This is a genomic window from Blattabacterium cuenoti, from assembly GCF_014251735.1.
GTDB classification, from domain to species: Bacteria; Bacteroidota; Bacteroidia; order Flavobacteriales; family Blattabacteriaceae; genus Blattabacterium; species Blattabacterium cuenoti_C.
In genome coordinates this window covers 99,164-115,052 of sequence record NZ_CP059197.1, presented here as the reverse complement: position 1 = coordinate 115,052, position 15,889 = coordinate 99,164, and the positions used below count along the sequence as shown (strand labels likewise).

The window sequence follows — 15,889 nt, the reverse complement described above, 5'->3', positions numbered from 1 at the left end:
TACGACAAAACTATGTATTGTGTTGTTGTGCGGGCGAAGGGATTCGAACCCTTATGCCTGATAGGCATCAGATCCTAAGTCTGACGTGTCTACCAATTCCACCACGCCCACATACATAACATAATTAATTTAATAAATTAATTTCTTTTAAAGGAAAAGGAAGAAGAAACTACTTCTTGATTTTTATTGAAAATTTGATATTCTGTATACTTAAAAGAATCTCTAGGGATAATTTTAATCCATTTTTTATATTTAAACAGCCATTTATGTTGAATAGAAGGAAATCCTTTTTTCAGATAAGCAGCCACAAAAGTATGTATATGTAATTGTATTCCTTTATGAAATTTATCTTTTACAAGAGTTTCTAATATAAATTCTAGATGATGAATATAAACTATAGGAGATTCTTGATATTTTTTATCATGATGATTAGCTTTTAATTCAGGTCTTACTCTATGACGAGTAAATTGAACTAAACCAAATTCATTTGGAGGTAAAATTTGGTGTTTAGCTCTATCATTTTTCATTTGTTCTTTCAAATGTTCATATAATTTTTTTCTTTGATATGGCTCAGACATATCTATAAAATCTACTACAATTATTCCTCCCATGTCCCTTAATCTCAGTTGTCTCGCTATTTCTGTTGCAGCTAACAGATTAACTTTTAATATAGTATCTATTCTTTCTGATTCTGTACAATTTTTTTTAATGTGATTAATCATTCCACTATTTACATCTATCACATGTAAAGCTTCAGTATGTTCAATAACAAGATAAGCCCCATTTGCAAGAGGAACATTTTTTCCCAAAGAAGTTTGTATCTGTTTTTCAATCCCATATTTTTCAAATATGGGAATATTTCCTCTATAATGTTTAATAATGCTTGTTTTTTCTGGGGCAATTAAAGATAAATAAGAATGAATTTCCTCGCAAAGAAACCTATTATTACAATAAATAGATTTAAAATCATCATTGAAAGTATCTCGTAATAAACAAGAAGTTTTACTACTTTCGCTTAAAACCCTAACTGGAGGTAATTTGATTATATTATTTAATATATTTTCCCATTTTTTTATTAAAAAGAATAGTTCTTTTTTCAAAACTTGTTCTTTTTTGGAATAAGCCGCCGTTCGAATGATAATTCCAAATTCTTTTGGTTGTATTTTCTTTATACAAGAAATTAATCGATTTTTTTCTTTTGTGTTTTTAATTTTCTTTGAAATAGAAATTTTTTCTAAAAAAGGAATTAATACTAAATTCCTTCCAGGAATACATAACTTCGCAGTTAATTTTGGTCCTTTGTTGGAAATGGGTTCTTTCGAAATTTGAACCAAAATTTTTTGTCCAGGATATAAAATTTTTTCTATAGAACTCATATTCCCTTTTTTGAGAAAAAAAGAATTTTTTTTTTGAGTTATCAGATTTAACATTTTTTCTACTTGAAATCCAAGATCATTATAATGCAAAAAAGCTCCTTTGGAATATCCTATATCAATAATCGCTGCATTTAATCCATATGAAATCTTTTTTACTAGACCTAAATATATATCCCCTACAGAGAACTTTTTATTAAAAACTTCTCGATGAAGTTCTAACAACTTCCCTTCTTCTAAAAGGGCTATTTTTACTTCTTGTTCTTCTGCATTTATAACTAATTCTTTATTCATACACAAAAACAAGGAAAAAAAGTTTTAAAAATTATAAAAGATGAACTTTTGATAAAAATTTTTATTTTTTTTTCTTATGTCTATTTTTCCTATTTCTTTTTTTTCTTTTATGGGTAGCAATTTTACGTCTTTTTCTTTTTTTTCCGTTGGGCATAATTTTAAATCGTTGTGTATCACCGACATATTATTTTTTAATAGGAACGTTTTTTTTGACTAACTCAGTAAATGCTTTTGCAGGTTTAAATGCTGGTATATTATGCGCTGGAATGACAATAGACATATCTTTGGATATATGACGTCCAAGTTTTTTCGCTCTATATTTAATAATAAAGGATCCAAATCCTCGTAAATAAACATTTTCTCCAGATGTTAGGCTTTGTTTTATTTTTTTCATAAACGTTTCTATCACCTTTTGCGTATCTATTCTCTCAGATCCCGTTTCGGATATGATTTCTGTTATTATATCTGCTTTTGTCATGTTTAATCATTATATATCGAATAACAAAATTCGGTTTCCTAAATATACCAATTTTTTATAAAATTGCTCTAAAATTAAATAGATATGAATTTTTCTAAAAAAATAATTAACTGGTATAAAAATAATCATCGAAAACTTCCTTGGAGAGAGACTAAAAATCCATATTATATATTAGTTTCGGAATTTATGTTGCAAAAAACAAAAGTATCAAAAACTATAAAATATTATTTGGATTTTGTCAAAAAATTTCCAGATATAGAAAAACTAGCTCATGCAGAAGAACAAGAAGTGTTGAAAAAATGGGAAGGGTTAGGTTATTATGCTAGAGCTCGCTATTTACATTTGTTTGCTAAACAATTAGTAAAAAAAAACCCAAGTGGATTTTTTCCAAAAACATATAAAGAATTAATCAAATATAAAGGGATAGGTCCATATACAGGAGCAGCTGTAGCCTCTATATGTTTCGATGAAGTCATTCCTGCTCTGGATGGAAATGCTTATAGAGTATTTTCTAGATATCTAGGAATTTACCACAATATCACATCTTTTGGAGCCAAAAATATATTTAGATTTTTCATTTTAAAAATAATGGATCATAACGATCCAGGCATTTTCAATCAAGCTATTATGGATTTAGGTTCTACTTTATGCACTCCAAGGAAAGCTAAATGTTTCTCCTGTCCAGTAAAATATTCTTGTTTTTCATTTAAAAATGGAACTGTATATGATCTTCCTGTTAAAAACATAATAAAAAAACCTATTACACATAGATTTTTTTATTATGTTTTTATATGGGATAAAAAAAACAACCATCTCTGTATTCAGAAAAGAAATAACAAAGATATATGGAAAGGTTTGTATGATTTTCCGTTAATAGAATCAGAAAAAAATCTTTCCATTAGCGAAATAAAAGATAAGATTTGGACAAAATTTAGGATAATTTCTGATTCTATTATTTATCAAATAATACATAAGTTAACTCATCAAACTTTATCCATTCAATTTTTAAATTGTAGAATCATACAAAATATTCAAAAAGAAAAATATTTCGATAATTTTTTTTTCATTCCACACGAAAAAATTGTTGAATACCCTTTTCCTCGTCCCATTACCTTGTTTTTAAAACATGAAAAAATGATTTAGTTTTTTTTATCTTTGATTGAATCAGTATTATATTTTTTTTTCTAAAAGTTATTATCAAAATTAAATCTCTTGGAAAAAGAATCTTCGACGAGCATTTTTTTAGAAAGTACTCTATATTTTCAAATATTTTTTTATTTCGTGTTAATAATAATCTTACTATTATTTTCTGCACTTATATCTGGATCCGAAACTGCTTTTTTTTGTCTTGAAAAAAAAACTATTGATAGAGAAAGAAAAAAAAATCCATCTAGAGGAGATCGAGTGTTAAATGTTCTTAAAGATAGAAAAAAACTTTTAGCTACAATATTGATTTCCAACAACTTTGCTAATATGGGGATTGTGATATTAAGTTCATATTTAATAACAGAATCTATGCAAAAAAGTTTTTCTATTCCTATGAATTTTATTTTAGAAGTGGTTTTTTTAACTTTTATTTTGCTTTTATTTGGAGAAATCATCCCAAAAATATATGCTCGAAAAAATAATTTTCGTTTTGCTCTTTTCATGTCAAAAACATTGATTTTTCTTGGAAACATACTATATCCTGTTAGTAAAATCATGATTATAATTTCTAAACTTATAGAAAAAAAGATAAGAAAGAAAAAGAATAGAATATCTGTAGATCAACTTTCAAAAGCTTTAAAAATTGCATCTTCTAATCAAAAAAATGTTAAAGAATGTCTCTTTTTGCAAAGAATTGTGAATTTTGGAAATACGGAAATACATCAAATCATGACTCCTAGAATAGATATGTTTGCTTTAAACAGTAATACTCTTTTTTCTCACGTTTTAGAATTAGTTTGTTATCAGGGATATTCTAGGATTCCTATTTATAAAGACAGTATTGATGATATAGAAGGAGTGCTTTTTGCTAAAGATCTTCTTCCATTCATTCATGAAAAAGAATTTGAATGGACTAAACTGATTCATCCTCCTTTTTTTGTTCCAGAAAATAAAAAAATAGATGATCTTTTAAGTGATTTTAAAAATAGAAAGATTCATTTAGCTATTGTTGTAGATGAATACGGGGGGACCTGTGGATTGATTACTCTTGAAGATGTTATTGAAGAGATAGTAGGAGATATTGTAGATGAATTTGATGAAGAAGATATCTCTTATTCAAAATTAAATCAGAATAATTATTTATTTGATGGAAAAACTTCCCTGATCAATTTTTATCGTATTATGGGAATAAAAGAGGAAGTTTTTTTCGAAAAAAAAAAAGGAGATGCAGATACTTTGGGAGGTTTTCTTATGGAAATCAATAAAGAATTTCCAAAACGGAAACAAAAAATTAATTTTTTGAACTATTCTTTCATTATAAGAAGCATAGATCATAAAAGAATAAAGAGTATAGAAGTAATACGAAAAAAAAACTAAATGATTTTATTATGTATATTTTAGATTTAGTCAATTTCCTTATGAAAAAAAACCCTGTAATATGATTAATTTTAGTTTTTGTACTTTTTTAAAAAAAAAAAAAATTGTGGTTCTTTTTTGGAGTATAATTGTTATAACAGCAGGAGGCTATTTCTTTTATAAAAAATTTGTTTTATATCCATCCGAGGAGAAAGCCTTGGAAGAATTAAACTATGCACAAAAATATCTTTCTCAGGGTGCCATAGATAAAGCTTTAAATAAAAAAAAATTAAAAATTCCTTATCTAGGATTTTATGGAATTGTGACTAAATATCCTTTTACTAAAGCAGGTAATATTTCTAAATTTTATGCTGGAATTTGCTTTTATAAATTAGGAAACTATAAAGAATCTATAAAAATGATGAGAAATTTTTCTGCAAAAGATGAATTTTTATCCTCTATAAAATATGGAGTGATAGGAGATGCTTTTACACAGATTAAAAATAAAAATGAGGCTTTAAAAAATTACGTTATAGCAGCTAATATAAGAGAAAATGAAATTACTACGCCTCTTTATTATTACAAAGCAGCATTATTAACTTTTTCTATGAAAAAATACAAAAGTTCTAAATTTTTTTTGAAAAAAATTGAAAATAAATATCCTCTTTTTATGCATAAAAAAAACGTAGAAAAATATCTCATGTTTATTGAAAATAAATTGTAAATTTTACATGAAAAAAACTCCTGTATATCAAATAGATAAATCAAAAAACAAAGATCTAAAATTTGCTATTATAGTGGCCCAATGGAATAATGATATTACCGATAAACTATATAAAGGAGCATATGAAACTTTAATTCAATCAGGAATTTTAAAAGAAAGAATTAAAACTTGGAAAGTTCCAGGAAGTTATGAACTCATTTATTCAGCTAAAAAAATAGCCATTTGTTATAATTTTGATTCTATTATTGTCATAGGATCACTTATACAAGGAGAAACTTATCATTTTGAGTATCTTTCTCAAGCTGTTTCACAAGGGATAAAGGATATCAATATTCAATATGATGTTCCAGTTATATTTTGTGTTCTTACTGACAAAAATAAACAGCAATCGTTGGATAGATCCGGTGGAAAAGAAGGAAATAAAGGCATAGAATGCGCTAAAACAGCTTTATCTATGGCAATTTTTCGGAAATCTATTAAATAATGAATAATTCTATTCAATTCTTACCTAAAAAAGTGATCAATCAAATTGCTGCGGGTGAAGTCATACAACGTCCTTCTTCTGTATTAAAAGAACTTATGGAAAATTCAATAGATGCAAAAGCAAAAATGATTGATGTATTTATAAGAGATTCAGGAAAAACTTTAATTCAATTAATAGACAACGGAGATGGAATGAGTTTTCATGATGCTAGAATGAGTTTTCAACGATATGCTACTTCTAAAATAAAAACCAATGATGACCTTTTTAGAATTAGAACGAAAGGATTTCGTGGGGAAGCATTAGCTTCCATTGCTTTCATCTCTCAACTAGAAATACAAACTAAGAATAAAGAAAATGTTATGGGATTTCACCTGTTTATAGAAGAAGGAAAAATAAAAAAACAAATTCCCATAAACATGCTTCAAGGGACTAGAATATCGGTAAAAAACATTTTCTATAAAATTCCTGCTAGGAGACGATTTTTAAAATCTTCCCGAATAGAATTTCAACATATTATTAATGAATTTTATAAAATAGTTTTAGCACATAGAGATATTGTCTATCGTTTTTATCATAATGATAAAATTCTTTTTTATTTTAAAAAGGCTTCTTTAAAGGATAGAATAAAAGAAATTTTTAGTAAAAAAAATAAAATATTAATACCCATTATAATCAAAGAAAAAGAAAGTAGAATCATTATAGAAGGTTTTGTTAGTAAACCAGATGCTTATGTACAACAAAAAGGAGATCAATTTATATTTGTCAACCAACGTTGCATCACAAATACTTTCTTACATAGAAAAATTATTTCCGCTTATGATGGAATTTTAAAAAATTTAAAAACAGTTTCCTATTTTATTTTTATTCATATAGATCCAAATTTAGTAAATTGGAATATTCATCCTACAAAAAAAGAAGCAAAATTGGAGGAAGAAGATATAGTTGGAAATCTGATTCAACAGGAAATAAAAAATGTTTTATGTTGTCAATATAAGATAGAAAAGGATGATTTAAATCATTCAGATTTTTTATTTTCTTGTGATTCCTCTAAAGAATCGTTTTTTTTGATGAATCATTATAATTCTTTTTTTGAAGAACTTTCTTATAAAGAACAAGTAATCCAATTAGATAATTTGTTCCAAAAAATGAAAAAATCAGATTTTTTTATCGATATTCATTTTACAAAAAAATTATCTAGCTATGTTTCTAATGAAAAAAATATAAAAACTTTTCAGATAAATGGAAAATATATAATTTTTCCATGGAGTGAAGGAGATATCATATTGGTAGATCAACATAGAGCTCATCAAAATATATTATTTGAATTTTTTTTTCAAAAAAGAAAAAAAAAATTAATAAGCCAACAGTTTCTTTTTCCAATTGAAGTGAAACTATTAAAGCATGAATTAAACTCATTAAACAACATTAAAGATGACTTAATTGAAATGGGATTTCATTTATATTTTTGGAAACAATCTGCCTACTTATATTCTATACCGGAAAAGGTACATCAAAATATACTGGTTGAAATTTTTCACAATATTTTAACATATAATTTTGCTAAAGGAGAAAAAAATAACAAAAAAATACTTATTAAATCTATAGCTAAATCTGCTGCTATAAAATACGGTACAAAATTACATTCTGATAAAATGGAATGTTTAATTAGAGATTTTTTTTCTTGTAAAAATACAAGTTTTACGTATGCAGGAGATCCTGTATTTTTTGTATTAAATAACAATTTTTTAAAAAAACAATTTTGTAAGTGAATTTTTATATATCAAATTTTAATTCAGATGCTGTAAAACACTTAATTAGTATTAATATACTTGTATATACAGCTACTTTTGTTTTTTCACAATATAAAATAGAAAATATTCTTTCTTTATATCATCCTTTGGATAATAGATTTGAATTATATCAGATTTTAACTCATATGTTTGTACATTCCAAACGTCTTTTTCTACATATTGTTTTCAACATGTTAGCCTTATTCATGTTTGGAGGACAAATGGAAACTTTGTTAGGAATTAAAAAATTTTTGATCACCTATTTTTTATCAGGTATTCTAGCTGCATTATTACAATTAGTATTCAATACTAGTATTCTTTATTATTTCGTTCATTCGTTGGATTTTTCCCAAGCAAAAAGAACATTTGATTATTTAAATCAAGAACAACGTATAAATCTTTACAGTTCTATGTATTCTCCAATGATGGGAGCTTCTGGAGCTGTAAGTGGAATACTAGGAGCTTTTGCTAGATATTTTCCAGAACATAAAATATTTATTTTACCATTTCCTTTTCCAATTGCTGTACGAAAAGCTCTTATGATTTTTATTTTTGGAAGTTTTGTTTCGGCTATTTTTAATTTGGCGCCTGGAGTAGCACATTTTGCTCACATCGGAGGAATATTATCTGGTTATTTTATAGGAAATTTTTTTCTAAAAAAAGAAAATCGCTTTTAATAACTCATCCAGGATTTTTTAAAAATAGGAAATAAGAAAAATATATAAATAAAAATATAAAAAAAAAGGATAAATAGGAGTTTTTTCCATCTACTGTAGTCATAATACGATCCCAACGAAATTTCCAATTGAGAAAATTTAAAGGATTTTTTCTATCCCAATCTATACTCATCCATATGAATATGGGTTTTCCTACTATATGATCTTCCGGAACGAACCCCCAATAACGAGAATCGGAAGAATTATGTCTATTATCTCCCATCATGAAGTAATAGTTTCTTTGCACTTGATAATAATTATTTTTCTTATTATTGATGACGAAGCATGAACGTTCTTTTATTATTTTATTCCCTTCATATACAATAATATCATAATAAATATGAATATTTTTTGAATTTAATTTAATAATATCTCCTTTCTTAGGAATATACAACGGACCAAAAAAATCTCTGTTCCAACCAAAATGACTGGGAAATATAGAATCTTCCGAAAAAGATCTTGGAAAGAGGTATTTTTTGATATAAACTATATTTTCAAATAAATTTCTGATCTGTATGGCTTTCTTTTCAGTTAACATAATTTGATAAAAATATTCGTCATTTTTTTCTCCTATTATATCCACATCTTCGATATCCATATTTTCTTTAATAAATTCTATATTTAATGGAATATTTTTTGTTTTAATCAGATAAACTTGTTGTTTATTTATCTGATATGGAGATGCTTCTTCTTGTTTTTTATTTACAAATAAAATTCCATTTTTAATAGAAATTATATCTCCCGGTAAACCTACACAACGTTTGATATAGTTTTCTTTTCTATCTATCACTTGATGATTTAAATCTTTAGGAAAATTAAAAACTACAATATCATTCCTTTTTATAGATTGTATAGGAGATAAACGGAAATAAGGCCATTGAAAAAAAGAAATATAAGATTTACATCTACCTATCGTGTTATGTGTAAAAGGCATAGATATTGGAGTTATAGGCATTCGTAATCCATAATGAATTTTACTGACCAATATGAAATCACCTACTAGTAAAGATCCTTCCATAGATGAAGTGGGAATGGCAAATGGTTGAACTATATAAGTGTGTGTAATAAAAGAAAGAATCATAGCAAATAGGATATTTGATCCTGTATTTTCTTTTTCTTTGTAGATTATTTTGACTGTTTTCAGTTTTTTAAAGTAATTTATATAATAGATATATCCTCCTATAGATACAAAAAATAATAAAATATCTTTTTTAGTTCCATTTCCGAAAATACGAAGTAAATCGATCCATAGAGTTATAAGTAAAAAAATACTTGTTAATGGAACAAATAAAAGAGAAATCCACCAAATAGGTCTATGAAAAATTTTTATAAGAAAAAAAATATTGTATATAGGAATCATTTGTTGATGATAACTAATTCCCATTTTTTTCAAAAGTCTCCATGTTCCTAAAACATGAATAATGTGTTCAACAAACAAAAAAATTACACTAAAAAAAAGATATTGATACATGATAATATCTATATTTTTAATACATCCTTCATAGAAAAAAATCCTTTTTTATTTTTAATCCATTCTGCAGCTATAATAGCTCCTAATGCAAATCCATCTCTGCTATGAGCTTTGTGTTGTATTTCTATATCTTCTATTATAGATTTATATGTGACTGTATGTGTTCCTGTAATTTTTTCCAATCTTTTGGAAATGATTAATATTTGATCTTTTGTGTCTTTTTTATCTAAAATCCATGCTGTTTTCATTTTATTATTAATAATATCTTTTGCTAAAGAAATAGCAGTTCCACTAGGTTTATCTATTTTTTCTTTATGGTGAATTTCCTCAATTTTTACTTCATAATCTGTGGCGTATGTAGATAAAAATTTGGATAGTTGATGATTGATCACAAAAAATATATTCATCCCTATACTGAAATTAGAAGAATATAAAAAAGCCCCGTTCTTTTTTTTACAAAGATCCTTAACAAGAGGAAATTTTTCTAGCCACCCCGTAGTTCCACATACTATAGGTATATTATTTTCCAAACATATTTTTATATTATTAAAAGCAGAGTCTGGCTGAGTAAATTCTATAGCCACATCCGTATTTTTCAATGACATGGAGTTAGGACTTTCGTTAGAGAGAAATGAAATTTGATGATTTCTAATTTTCGCTATTTTTTCTACAGATTTTCCCATTTTACCATATCCTATTATTGCTATATTCATATTCTTTTTTTTTAAATTGATGTATGTATATAATATAAATCAACTTTATTAAGCAAAAATAAATTATCTTTATGCAAAGATGAAAAAAAAAGTAATAATTACAGGTAGCGGAAATGGAATAGGATATGAAATCGCAAAAGAATTCTTAAACATGGGGCATCATGTCTTAGCTATATCCAGAGATGTAAGTAAACTATTAAAATTAAAAAATCGTCCATTTGGAATTTGTATTCCATTAGAAATGGACTTAACTCAAAAATCATCCTATAAAAAAATTGAAAAAATTTTATTTGAGTGGATGTTCGTAGATATACTTATTAATAATGCCGGTTTCTTAGTAAAAAAGAATTTCGATAAATTAAAAGATCAAGATATATATTATTCTTATGAAGTCAATATTTTTGTTCCTATAAAAATGATACAATTAGTAAAACCTTATATGGGAAAAAAAAGTCATATTGTAAATATTGGGAGCATGGGAGGAATTACAAATACTAAAAAATTTCCTGGATTATCTATATATAGTTCTTCTAAAGCAGCCTTATCTAATCTAACAGAAGTTATAGCTGAAGAATTTAAAGAAGAAAAAAATGGACCTAGTGTAAATTGTTTAGCATTGGGAGCAGTACAATCTAAAATGTTAAAAGAGGCTTTTCCTTGTTTGTATGATTCTTCTATTTCTTCTAAAAAAATGGCACAATATATTTATTCCTTCTCTATAGAAGGAAACACATTTTTTAATGGAAAAACAATCCCTATTTCTTCTAAAAATTAAATCAAAGCCCACGTGGTGGAATTGGTAGACACGTCACCTTGAGGGGGTGGTATCCGATTAGGATGTGCTGGTTCAAATCCAGTCGTGGGTACGAATTTATTTCGTATCTTCTTATATAAGAACACGAAATAAATCTGGATCTTTATTTAAATACTGAAAATGAACTCTGTACTTTTTCATTCTTCCTAGTAATCCAGAAAACTCATTCTTATCTGCTAATTCTATTCCTATTATAGCTGGTCCTTCTTCTTTAGAATTTTTTTTCGAGTATTCGAAATAAGCAATATCATCTTTTGGACCCAAAATATTATTAACAAATTCTTTTAATGCTCCAGCTCTTTGTGGGAATTTTACAATAAAATAATGTTTCTTTTCTTCATATAATAGGGATCTTTCTCTTATTTCTTCTGTTCTAGTGATATCGTTATTTCCACCACTTAATATACAAACGATAGTCTTTCCTTTTATTTTTTTGGAATAAAAATCTAATGCAGATATTGAAAGTGCTCCAGCTGGTTCCGCTACAATAGCTTCCAAATTATACAAATCTAAAATAGTAGTGCAAACCTTCCCTTCCGGGACTGTCTTTATTTCAGATAAAACTTGATTACATATGTAAAAGTTTAATTCCCCTACTTTTTTCACTGAAGCACCATCAATAAATCTATCAATGGTTTTTAATTCTATTACTTTTCCTTTTTTTAAAGAATGACTCATAGATGGAGCGCCCAGAGGTTCTACTCCTATGATTTTAGTTTTTGGACTAAATTGTTTAAAAATACTTCCTACACCTGAAGCCAAACCTCCTCCTCCAATAGGAATAAAAACGTAATCAATGGAGTTAGAATTAGATTGTTTTAAAATTTCTACACCTACAGTTGCTTGACCTTCAATGATTTTAATATCATCAAAAGGATGAATGAATATCTTCTTATTCTTTTTGCAATCTCTCATTGCTTCATAACTAACCGCATCGAAAGTATCTCCAATAAGAACAATTTCCACATTTTCTTTTCCAAACATTTTGACTCTTTCTACTTTTTGTTTAGGAGTAGTACTAGGCATATAAATTTTTCCTGGTAATTGTAATATATTGCAAGAATAAGCTACGCCTTGTGCATGATTTCCTGCACTAGCACAAACAATTCCCTTTTTTAGTTCTAGATGGGATAAACTTTTTATTTTATTATATGCTCCTCTAATTTTATAAGAACGTATAATCTGCAAATCTTCTCTTTTTAAAAAAATATTAGCTTGATATTTTTCGGACAAAAGAGAATTTCTCTGCAATGGAGTTTCATAAATAATATCTTTTAATAGGTTTTTAGCCTTAACAACTTCTTCATAAGAAGGAAAATAGAATTTATTTTTCAATATTTTAAAAATAAAATAATTTTTTGTTTCTTTTATGTAGTTAATAATATATATATAGTGAATTAATTAATTCACTATTATTTATTATGACACTTGTTTTCTTCTGGTCTGAGATCACGAATCGTCTTTCCGACTTCCCATAATTCACTTTCTCGAAGAGAAGCTAATTCTTTTTCTAATTTCAATCTGTAGTCTGGATGGCTATTTACCTCTATAATTCTTTTGGCCTCATTTCCTGAAGAAACTTCTTGATATAAACTTTTAAATACAGGTAAAGTCGCATCTCTAAATTTTCTCCACCAATCTAAAGCTCCTCTTTGTGCAGTGGTAGAGCAATTAGCATACATCCAATCCATTCCATTTTCTGATACTAATGGCATAAGACTTTGAGTTAATTCTTCTACTGTTTCGTTGAAAGATTCCGAAGGAGAATGCCCTTTTTCTCTTAAAATCTGATATTGAGCGGCAAAAATTCCTTGTATGGCTCCCATTAAAGTTCCTCTTTCTCCTACTAAATCAGAATAGACTTCTTTTTGAAAAGTTGTTTCAAATAAATATCCAGATCCAATTCCTATACCTATAGAAATAGCTTTTTTTAAACTTTTGCCACTATAATCCTGATAAACTGCATAACTAGAATTAATTCCTTTTCCTTGTTTAAAAAGTCTCCTTAAACTTGTTCCTGAGCCTTTGGGGGCTACTAAAAAAACATCTATATCTTTAGGAGGATGAATTTTAGTTTTTTCACAAAATGTTAATCCAAATCCATGCGAAAAATATAAAGATTTTCCTTTTGTTAGATTTTTATGAAGAGTAGGCCAAAAAGAAATTTGACCAGCATCTGAGAGTAAATACATCAATATAGTCCCCTTTTCAGAAGCCTCTTCTAAGGAAAAAAGATTCTTTCCTTCAATCCATCCATCTTCTAAAGCTTTTTTCCAAGATAAAGAATTTTTTCTTTGTCCCACAATGACTCTAAAACCATTATCCTTTAGATTTAGAGATTGACCAGGTCCTTGAACTCCATATCCTAATACAGAAATAGTTTCTTTATTTAATATTTCTTTAGCTTTCGATAATGGGAACTCTTCTCTTGTTACAATCGTTTCTTCTACAGATCCAAATTTGATTTTCATGATTTATTTAAAATTTAATTTTCTTAATTAAGACGTTGCTAACGGTAAATCTATTTGTTTCCAGGAATTTTCTCTGGAATTTTTTTCCTTTATTTTGAAAGAGTAAACATGAATGATGCCAATTAATTTTTCAATTAATTTTGTCAATTTCATCAATTGTTCCTCGTGACATTCTAAATCAATAATATATTGAACGTTATCCATATTTATGGTCCCGTTTTCATTATTAGAGACATTAATATGACTGATTTTTAAATTTCTACGATTCAATAGAACAAGTATTCTACTCAACAATCTGATTTGATTTTCCACTAAAATTATTATTCTGAATTGATGCTTCATAGTATTTTTATTATTATTATGTTAAACGAATTTCATCTACAGCAGCTCCTGCAGGAATCATAGGAAAAACATTATCCTCTTGTTCTACTACTATTTCTAACAAAAAAGCATTCTCTTTCCCTAATGTTTTTTTAACAGCCATTTCTAATTCATCTCTTTTATTGACCCTTTGTGCTTCAATATTGTAAGCCTGGGCTAATTTGATAAAATTTGGATTAACTAATTCTGTACAAGAATAACGTTTATCAAAAAAAAGTTGTTGCCATTGACGAACCATTCCCAAAAAATTATTATTTAGTAATATAATTTTTATAGGAATGTTATTCTGTAAAATAGTTCCCATTTCTTGTATAGTCATTTGAATCCCTCCATCTCCTACAATACAAATGACTTGTCTTTCTTTTGCACCTAGTTTTGCTCCTATAGAAGCAGGTAAAGCAAACCCCATGGTCCCTAGACCTCCAGAAGTTATCTGACTTTTTTTATAGGTAAAATCAAAATATCTAGAAGCTACCATTTGATGTTGTCCTACGTCTGTGACTAGTATGGCATTTTTTTGTTTATATTGGTTTATCCACTTAATCACTTCTCCCATGGTCATTCCCTCTTTCATTGGATAAAGATCTTTTTTTATGACGGATATTTCTTCTTTTTTTCTTAATTGATAGAATTCTCCTATCCATTTTTCATGAGTAGATTCTTTGACATAAGAAGTTAATTTATTTAAGGAAATTTTACAATCTCCCAAAATAGGGATATGGCATAATATATTTTTGTTAACTTCAGAAGAATCTATTTCTAAATGGATAATTTTAGCTTGTTTTGCATATTTTTTTACATCTCCTGTAACACGATCATCAAAACGCATGCCTATAGCAATGAGAATATCACACTGATTGGTTAGAATATTAGGGGCATAATTTCCATGCATTCCTAGCATTCCCACATATAGACGATGATGACTTTCTAAACTTCCTAATCCTAAAAGGGTACTAGCAACTGGAATTCCAGTTTTTTCGATAAATTTTTTAAATTCATTTTCTGCATGAGCTAAAATTACTCCTTGTCCTACAAGTATTAAAGGTTTTTTAGCCGAATTGATTAAATCAGCGGCTTCTCTTATTTTTTCTTCTTTGATACAAGGATATGGATGAAAATTTTTAACATATTTACAACGATTATAAATAAATTCCGTTCTTTGAAATTGAGCATCTTTGGTGATATCTATTAATACGGGTCCTGGTCTCCCTTTTTTGGCGATAAAAAACCCTTTCTGAATAGATTCACAAATATCTTGCGCTCTCAACACTTGAATATTCCACTTGGTTACAGGAATAGATATATCTATAATATTTGTTTCTTGAAAAGCGTCAGTACCTAAAAGATGAGAAGATACTTGTCCAGTAATACACACAATAGGAGTACTATCTATTAAAGCATCTGCTAATCCAGTAATTAAATTGGTAGCTCCAGGACCGGATGTCGTAAAACATACACCTATTTTTCCAGTAGCTCTAGCATAACCTTGTGCGGCATGAATAGCCCCTTGTTCATGACGCATTAAGATATGAGAAACCATATTTAAATAATCGTGTAGAGAATCATATATAGGCATAATAGCTCCACCTGGATATCCAAAAATATATTCTACTTCTTCATGTAAAAGAGTTTTTATTACTATTTCTGAACCAGAGAATAACTTTTTTTCCATACACAA

At 27.3% G+C, this 15,889-nt stretch carries 16 protein-coding genes and 2 tRNA genes; 8 read left to right on the top strand and 10 right to left on the bottom strand.

What is annotated here, in order from left to right; genetic code table 11:
* Window positions 1–28 precede the first annotated feature (28 nt).
* The 4 genes from H0H60_RS00510 to H0H60_RS00495 form a co-directional block, all read right to left on the bottom strand.
* Window positions 29–111: transfer RNA gene (locus H0H60_RS00510), tRNA-Leu, on the bottom strand.
* A 26-nt stretch (window positions 112–137) separates the two neighbouring features.
* Window positions 138–1,667 carry an Rne/Rng family ribonuclease gene (locus tag H0H60_RS00505; RefSeq protein WP_185862779.1) on the bottom strand — a complete coding sequence of 510 codons (1,530 nt, stop codon included), beginning with the start codon at window positions 1,665–1,667 and terminating at the stop codon, window positions 138–140.
* Window positions 1,668–1,691: 24 nt separating this feature from the next.
* On the bottom strand, window positions 1,692–1,850 hold the full coding sequence (locus H0H60_RS00500; RefSeq protein WP_185859981.1) for a hypothetical protein: 159 nt from the start codon (window positions 1,848–1,850) through the stop codon (window positions 1,692–1,694).
* A 1-nt stretch (window position 1,851) separates the two neighbouring features.
* Window positions 1,852–2,145, bottom strand: coding sequence for an HU family DNA-binding protein (locus H0H60_RS00495; protein ID WP_012821259.1), 294 nt, complete (start codon window positions 2,143–2,145; stop codon window positions 1,852–1,854).
* 84 nt (window positions 2,146–2,229) lie between these two features.
* On the opposite strand from H0H60_RS00495, the gene H0H60_RS00490 reads away from it, so the two are divergent.
* The 6 genes from H0H60_RS00490 to H0H60_RS00465 all read left to right on the top strand — a co-directional run bounded on the left by H0H60_RS00490 (window position 2,230) and on the right by H0H60_RS00465 (window position 8,322).
* Window positions 2,230–3,288: an A/G-specific adenine glycosylase gene (locus tag H0H60_RS00490; RefSeq protein WP_185862778.1), complete on the top strand. Its 1,059-nt coding sequence runs from the start codon at window positions 2,230–2,232 to the stop codon at window positions 3,286–3,288.
* A gap of 69 nt (window positions 3,289–3,357) precedes the next feature.
* Entirely contained in the window at window positions 3,358–4,668 is a 1,311-nt protein-coding gene (gldE, locus tag H0H60_RS00485; RefSeq protein ID WP_185862777.1) for a gliding motility-associated protein GldE, read from the top strand.
* 61 nt (window positions 4,669–4,729) lie between these two features.
* On the top strand, window positions 4,730–5,371 hold the full coding sequence (locus H0H60_RS00480) for a tetratricopeptide repeat protein (RefSeq protein WP_185862776.1): 642 nt from the start codon (window positions 4,730–4,732) through the stop codon (window positions 5,369–5,371).
* Window positions 5,372–5,378: 7 nt separating this feature from the next.
* Complete coding sequence (gene ribH / locus H0H60_RS00475) at window positions 5,379–5,855, top strand: 6,7-dimethyl-8-ribityllumazine synthase (RefSeq protein WP_185862775.1); 477 nt, start codon at window positions 5,379–5,381, stop codon at window positions 5,853–5,855.
* A complete protein-coding gene (gene mutL, locus H0H60_RS00470; protein ID WP_185862774.1) occupies window positions 5,855–7,624 on the top strand; it encodes a DNA mismatch repair endonuclease MutL in 1,770 nt (589 codons plus the stop codon). Before ribH ends, mutL begins: the two co-directional genes overlap by 1 nt.
* Entirely contained in the window at window positions 7,621–8,322 is a 702-nt protein-coding gene (locus tag H0H60_RS00465) for a rhomboid family intramembrane serine protease (RefSeq protein ID WP_185862773.1), read from the top strand. Before mutL ends, H0H60_RS00465 begins: the two co-directional genes overlap by 4 nt.
* A 4-nt stretch (window positions 8,323–8,326) precedes the next feature.
* On the opposite strand, the gene lepB is transcribed toward H0H60_RS00465, so the two are convergent.
* Complete coding sequence (lepB, locus tag H0H60_RS00460; RefSeq protein WP_185862772.1) at window positions 8,327–9,832, bottom strand: signal peptidase I; 1,506 nt, start codon at window positions 9,830–9,832, stop codon at window positions 8,327–8,329.
* 8 nt (window positions 9,833–9,840) lie between these two features.
* Complete coding sequence (gene dapB, locus H0H60_RS00455) at window positions 9,841–10,545, bottom strand: 4-hydroxy-tetrahydrodipicolinate reductase (protein WP_185862771.1); 705 nt, start codon at window positions 10,543–10,545, stop codon at window positions 9,841–9,843.
* Window positions 10,546–10,624: 79 nt separating this feature from the next.
* On the opposite strand from dapB, the gene H0H60_RS00450 reads away from it, so the two are divergent.
* Window positions 10,625–11,320 (top strand): SDR family oxidoreductase, encoded by a 696-nt coding sequence (locus tag H0H60_RS00450; RefSeq protein ID WP_185862770.1) that lies wholly within the window; start codon window positions 10,625–10,627, stop codon window positions 11,318–11,320.
* Between the two features lie 6 nt (window positions 11,321–11,326).
* A tRNA-Leu gene (locus tag H0H60_RS00445) sits at window positions 11,327–11,411 on the top strand.
* Window positions 11,412–11,431: 20 nt separating this feature from the next.
* Here H0H60_RS00445 and ilvA read toward each other — a convergent pair.
* From ilvA to ilvB, 4 genes are all read right to left on the bottom strand, one after another.
* The gene (gene ilvA / locus H0H60_RS00440) at window positions 11,432–12,694 is read right to left on the bottom strand and encodes a threonine ammonia-lyase (RefSeq protein WP_185862769.1); all 1,263 of its coding nucleotides are present in this window, start codon (window positions 12,692–12,694) and stop codon (window positions 11,432–11,434) included.
* 77 nt (window positions 12,695–12,771) lie between these two features.
* Window positions 12,772–13,830 carry a ketol-acid reductoisomerase gene (ilvC, locus tag H0H60_RS00435; RefSeq protein ID WP_185862768.1) on the bottom strand — a complete coding sequence of 353 codons (1,059 nt, stop codon included), beginning with the start codon at window positions 13,828–13,830 and terminating at the stop codon, window positions 12,772–12,774.
* Between the two features lie 27 nt (window positions 13,831–13,857).
* Window positions 13,858–14,172 carry an acetolactate synthase gene (locus H0H60_RS00430; RefSeq protein ID WP_185862767.1) on the bottom strand — a complete coding sequence of 105 codons (315 nt, stop codon included), beginning with the start codon at window positions 14,170–14,172 and terminating at the stop codon, window positions 13,858–13,860.
* A gap of 16 nt (window positions 14,173–14,188) precedes the next feature.
* The gene (ilvB, locus tag H0H60_RS00425; RefSeq protein WP_185862766.1) at window positions 14,189–15,883 is read right to left on the bottom strand and encodes a biosynthetic-type acetolactate synthase large subunit; all 1,695 of its coding nucleotides are present in this window, start codon (window positions 15,881–15,883) and stop codon (window positions 14,189–14,191) included.
* Between the last annotated feature and the right edge of the window lie 6 nt (window positions 15,884–15,889).